Raw genomic sequence first — 6,038 nt, forward strand, 5'->3', positions numbered from 1 at the left:
GGCGCGGCGGCGATGACCTGGGGCAGCACCGGGGCGGGCGCGCGCTGGCCTATGGCGAGGGCGCACTGGGACGACAGCGCCAGCGCGAGCAGGGCGGGGAGGGCGCGCATCATGGCTCCAGAGTGGCCGGCGCGGCGGCGGGCGCGGCGGCGGGCGCCGGCGGCGGCGTGCCGAACTGGTTTTCGTGGCGCAGGGCGCTGCCGATGGCGGCGGTCAGCTGGTCGAGCGGCAGGCCGACCTGGTTGGCGACGGCCGGCTCCATGCCGAGCACGGCCTGCAGCTTGCTGGCGGCGGCGTGCGCCAGCGCCAGCGCCTGGTAGCGGCGCAGCAGGCTCAGGATCGCGGTGGTGTTGTTCGACACTTTTTCGAGCTTGCTCTGGGTTTGCGTCTGGGCCCGGTTCGCGCCGTGCTGGTTGATGCGTTCGTCGACGTTCCAGATGGCGTCGGCGCGGCGGAACTGCTGCAGCGCGTTGCCGTAGTGGAGGCGGGCCAGGTGGACCTGGGCCAGGATCGCCATCTGCGCCGTCACGCGGCGCTGGTCGGCCAGCGCGACGCCGGAGTCGGCCAGCCGCTGCTGGGCCGGCATGCTCAGCAGGTTGAACAGGTTGAACGAGATCTGGGCGCCGGTCTCGCTCCACTGGTTGTTGACCAGATACTTGTCGGTGTCGTATTTGAGGCCGGCGTTCAAGTTCAGGTTGGGGAACATCCTGAGCATCACCTTGCGCGTCTCGGCGTGCGCGATGCGCGCGTTGTAGTGCTGCTCGCGCAGGTCGGCGTTGTTGGCGATGGCCCTCAGTTCGAGCGCCTCGACGCTCTGCTCGAGGATCGCGCTGCTTAGCTGCTCGGCCGGCTCGACCACTATCAAGTCGTGCGACAGCGGCGCGTTGATGAAGTTGGCCAGTTCGATGCGGGCGCTGGCGAGCTCCTGGTCGATGCCCTCGAGCAGGCGCAGGTTCTCGAGCACCTGGCGCTGGTAGCGCAGCGAGTCGATGGGTGAGCGCAGCCGCTCGGCCTCGGCTTGGCGCGCGTCCGCCAGGGCGCCCTCGGCCATGACGATCGAGTCGCGGATGGTGGCGCGCAGCTTCTGGGCGCTGGCGGTGCGCCAGAAGGCGGTGCGCACGTCCTGCATCAGCAGGTGCATGGCCTTGCGGCGGCGCTCGGCGGCGATCAGCCGGCGGTCGGCGTTTTGCTTGGCCGCCACGTACGACAGGCCGAAGTCGAGCAGGTTCCAGGTCAGTCCGAGGTCCGACACGGTGTGCTCGCGTTCGCTCGAGATGAAGGGGTTTGCCAGCGAGGGCGCGCCCGTCACCGAGTCGACCGCGCGCGTGGTGGCGTCGGAGTTGCGGTGGCGGTAGCCGGCCGCGGCGAGCAGCTTGGGCAGCATGTCGTACTTGCTCGTCGCGAGCAGGTTCATGGCGACCGCCTCCTCCATCATGCGCCCGCGCCGGTCCAGGTTGTATTTGAGAGCGCGCGCCATCGCCTCGTCGAGGCTGACCGGGCCGCCGATGGGGGCCACCCCGCGCGCGGCGAAGGCGCGGTCGAGCCCGGATTGTCTGAGCAGCTCCGGCCCGCCGACCGGCTCCGGCGTCACGCTGGCGCATCCCGAAAGGAGCATCAGCGCCGCCAACAGCGGCGCGCCAAGGGTGGATCGCAGATCACCGCGCAGGGGCGGGCGTTCGGTCGGGACGGCAGGGCTGGCGTGCATTTCGGCTCCAATCATTATGTGCAGCCAAATTCTATCCTGAAAGTAACTTAAAAATCGGTTTTAGGCGCAATTTTTATTGGCATCATGGAAATGGAATTATAGGTTTGTTCATAATGAGAAACCGATTCTCAAAAGTGAGGCCGGCGCGCTCGCCGCGCGGGCGTGGCCGATAAATGTTTTACGGTCCACGGCCGCCAAAATGTTCACAAATGCTAACCATGTAGCGGGGCATGGAGGGGGAGGAAAGGTCCGCCGAATCAGGGACTTGGGCGAGGCATCGGCGCCGCTGCGGGAGGGCGCCGCGCGGGTCCGTGCGGCAGACAGGGAAAGTCACCGATCGGGTCGCCCGAAGAATGCCAAGATGTAATTTATATTTGCAAGACTTTTAAAGCTTTTTTGAAAATATTTGTGGCTGTTTCGCATATGCAACATTAAGTTACATTAATAATAATTCCCGTGTTGTTTGCGCAAGGGCGCTTGCCGCCGCGATCAGTCGGCGCGCCAGTCCGATGGGGCCGCCAATTGTTGATTGTCGGGCGTCGGTGGCGCCCCCGGCCTCGCTTGCGCGTCCTGCCGGGGCGAGCCCAGGATCATGGCTCTGTAACCCGCCAGCGCGGCGTCGAGCGGGAAGCGCCGCGCGACAGATTCGACCGCCAGCGCGCGGATCCGCGAGGCCGCTATCGCGCCCGACAATATTCCGTGGATTTTATCGGCGATGGCGTCGCCATCGAAAAAATCGACCAGCAAACCGTTTTCGCCGTCGGTGATCACCTCGGTCACCGGGGCCGTGCGCGAGCCGATCACCGCGCACCCGCATGCCATTGCCTCGAGCATCGACCAGGACAGGACAAACGGATAGGTCAGATAAACGTGGGCGGCCGACACCTGGAGAAGCGCGCGGTATTTTGCGTGCGCGATTGTGCCGAGAAAATGGACGCGCCTGGTGTCGACCGCGATCTCGCGCATGAGCTGCTCGCGCCAGTTGGCGGCCGCTTTCGGTTTCGCGCCATAGCTGACGTCGTCGCCGCCAACGATGACGACCGTGCAGCCGGGATTTTTCGCCAGGATCCTGGGCAGGGCGCGCATGAAAACATGGAAGCCGCGGTAGGGCTCGAGATTGCGCGCGACAAAGGTGACGACCTGGTCGCCCGGCTTCAGAAGGGTGCCGTCGGGGAGAGAGAGGCGCGCCTGCGCGTCGGGCCGCATGTGGCCGGTGTCGATGCCCTCGTGGACGACCCGGATCTTGTCCTGGTAAGCCGAGGGATGCAGGCTCTTTTGCCATTGCGTGGGCGCCACGGCGAGATCGCAGTTTTCCAGGTTGAGCAGCGGCAGGGCGTTCTTGGCGCGGATGCGCGCCGCGTCGTCGAGCGTGCGCGCGAACTCCGGGTCGAAGCCGACATCGGCGCCCGAGGCATGGTAGTAGTACTCGCAAAAATGGATCAGCTTGGCGAGCGGAAAGGCGTCCCTGAGGAACAGCGTCTCGCCCCATCCCGGATGGGCGACGACGACATCGGGCGTGAAGCCCTGGGCCTTGAGCGCGAGCAGCACGCGCAGCGCGGCCTGCCCGTGCAGGACCGCGGCCTCGAAGGGCTTGACGTAATGGTGGGTCGCCGCCACCGGGGCGCGGTGCAGCTTGTAGGTGACGGTTTTCACGCCGGGCACCGCGGCCGGGCAGCCTTCCTTGCCGATGGCGAGCACCTGGAAGGCGCGCTCGCGCGCCAGATGCGCCGCGATGGCTTTGAACTGCCCCGGAAAATTCTGGTGGATGAACAAAATTTTCAAAGGGGGCTTGCTCGAATCCATAGCGGCATCTTCATTCGGAAAACGGGCGATACGCCTGCAGGCGTTGATATTTTCCCGCAACTATATGCCAGAAGCCTCCTCACGACAACGCTATGCGGCCCAGTCGATCGCGTCGAACACCTGCCGCAACCGCGCGCCGCGCGCCGCGTTGAGCATGGACGGGTAGGCCACTTTGCCGTCGAGGTGGCCGCGGAAGTTGTCGCGCCGGCCGCGGTTTTGCGACGCGGGACCGTGGCGCACGCAGTTGGTCAGCGTCGCTTTAAGGAGGTCGAATTCGGCGCGGGCGAGGTTGGGATGGCGGTTGACCACCACGCCCGTGACCTGCTGCCTGGCGCCCGCGCGCATGGCGCGTGTTTTTTTCGTGTTGACGATGAAGCCCTCCTCGATCGCGATCGCGCCCGTCCGCGCGCAGAAGCGCCCGACTGCGCGCGCGAACTGGGGCCCGCCCGAGAAGACGAGGTCGTCGGCATAGCGGCTGTAGCAGGCGCCCAGGGACTGGGCGAGGGCGGACAGGCGCAGGTCGAGCCGGTAGGCGCACAAATTGGCGGCCGCGGGCGAGCAGGGCGAGCCCTGCGGCAGGTGGGGCGAGCGGAACGGCTGGCGTTCGGCCCAGGGCAGGGGCGTGCCGTCGGGTCGCTGGAGCAGGACGCCGGCCGGGGTCCGGTTGACGCACAGGCGCGCCAACGCGCCGGCGACGCCGGCCGGATAGCCGAGTTTGGCGAACAGGGCCTGGACGCGCGCGGCGGGAATGTTCGGGAAAAAATTTTTGAGGTCCATGCATGACAGCATTGAATATCCCAAGGGGTAACCCCGTGGAGGCGTTCGATTGCACGAAGTAAAAGGCCGCCGGCTTGCAGGATCCGCCCGCGGCAGCGATGAGGGAATTGGGCCGGTCCGTCAATGGCGGGCGGCGTGGCCGGGACATGGGACCTGAAACCTTTGGGCAAGCGCCCGATGCATTGCCGAGGAGGCCGTCTTGGACAGGGGCGCGGCAGGCGCCAATTCGCAACAGGAACTAAACCAAATTTTGTAACCGGGGTCTGACCCCGAATGTTAAATATTTTTCAATCGGGGTCAGACCCCGATTGCGGAACATTGCGTAAAGAGGGGCATGCCCTTGGTGCTTTTTGCGTTGGCACGGGCTGGTCACAGTCGCTCTTGGTTTTGGGCAAACTCGGCGCGAAAGATTACGCAACCGGGGTCTGACCCCGATTGTTAAAATTTCACAATCGGGGTCAGACCCCGGTTACGGAATGTTGTCGCTTTTACTTGGGCTCCGATTTGGCGCCGTAGCGTTTGCTCCACTCGGCCAGGATGCGCTCGCGGTTCTTCGCGGCCCAGTTGAAATCGTTCTTTTTGATCAGCAGCGTTTCGTAGTTGGCGGGGATGCCGTCCATCTTGCGCACCTGGCCCGGGTAGGCGACGATCGCGTAGAAGTTGCCGTAGATGGCGTTGGCCTCCTTGCTGGCCATCCAGTCGACCAGCTTCTTCGCGCCCGCGATGTTCGAGCTATTCTTCGGGATCGCGTTGGCGCCGACATCCCAGCCCAGTCCCTCGCTCGGGAAGATCGCCGTGATCGGCTTGCCGCTGCGGATCTCCAGGCCGGCGCGGAAGTCGAACGAGATCCCCACGGCGACCTTCCCCTCGCCGGCCAGCTTGCACGGGGCCGAGCCGGAATGGGTGTAGAAGGCGACGTTCTCGTGCAACGCGTCCATGTATTTCCAACCCTCGGCCTCGCCCCACAGTTGCAGCCAGGCGCTCACGTCGAGGAAGCCCGTGCCGCTCGAGACCGGATGCGGCATCACGATCTGCCCCTTGTAGGCCGGGTTGTGCAAGTCCTTCCAGCTCTTCGGCTTGGGCAGCTTGAGGGCGCCACCGCGCTCGTTGTTGAAGCAGATGGTCGAGCCCCAGACGTTGTTGCCGGTCCAGGTCGGCGGCCGCGCCTGGTCCGAATAGGCCTTGTTGAGCTGCTTGAATCCTTTCGGCTCGTACGCGAGCAGCATGTTCCTTTGCGCCAGCAGCGACAGGCTGGTCGCGGCCAGCCCGGCGACGACGTCGGCGCCGCCCTTGTCGGCCAGCAGCCGGTTCGTGATCACCCCGGCCGATTCGCGCACCCATTTGATTTCGATGTCCGGATTGGCCTTCTCAAAACCGGTCTTGTAGAACTTCATGACCTCCGGCTCGATCGTGGTGAAGACGGTCAGCGTCGATTTGGCCTGGGCCATGCCCGCGCCGGCGGCGAACAGCCCCGCCGTCAACATCCCAATCTTGCCCATACTAAAACGTGTTTTGTTCATCTTCGCAGTCTCCCGGGCCCGAAGCCGTCGTTGAAAAAAGTGGCGTTTGCCCGGCGAAATGTCGCGCCGCTTGCCGGTCCCGGAAAGCGGACGGCGCCGACCGGGTCCGCGCACGCCGAAATGTAAATTTCGGGCCTTGTTCACACTAGAGCTACTTGCAAAAGGTTGATTCCAAGGGGGATTTATTTTTTTGCGAGGCAAAAAGGAGGTGATGGGGATAGCCATTTCTGGCA

General features: G+C 64.9%; 4 protein-coding genes. All 4 read right to left on the reverse strand.

Annotated elements, in window-relative coordinates:
* Window positions 1-109: 109 nt before the first annotated feature.
* Window positions 110-1,705 (reverse strand): TolC family protein, encoded by a 1,596-nt coding sequence (locus tag C7C56_RS09570; RefSeq protein WP_181373099.1) that lies wholly within the window; start codon window positions 1,703-1,705, stop codon window positions 110-112.
* Between the two features lie 489 nt (window positions 1,706-2,194).
* Window positions 2,195-3,487: a glycosyltransferase family 4 protein gene (locus C7C56_RS09575; protein ID WP_229458506.1), complete on the reverse strand. Its 1,293-nt coding sequence runs from the start codon at window positions 3,485-3,487 to the stop codon at window positions 2,195-2,197.
* Between the two features lie 111 nt (window positions 3,488-3,598).
* Window positions 3,599-4,297 (reverse strand): reverse transcriptase family protein, encoded by a 699-nt coding sequence (locus C7C56_RS09580; protein ID WP_106757211.1) that lies wholly within the window; start codon window positions 4,295-4,297, stop codon window positions 3,599-3,601.
* A gap of 476 nt (window positions 4,298-4,773) precedes the next feature.
* Window positions 4,774-5,805, reverse strand: a complete 1,032-nt coding sequence (locus tag C7C56_RS09585; RefSeq protein ID WP_106757212.1) for a putative 2-aminoethylphosphonate ABC transporter substrate-binding protein — start codon at window positions 5,803-5,805, stop codon at window positions 4,774-4,776.
* Between the last annotated feature and the right edge of the window lie 233 nt (window positions 5,806-6,038).

The sequence above is a fragment of the Massilia glaciei genome (assembly GCF_003011895.2).
GTDB classification, from domain to species: Bacteria; Pseudomonadota; Gammaproteobacteria; order Burkholderiales; family Burkholderiaceae_D; genus Telluria_A; species Telluria_A glaciei.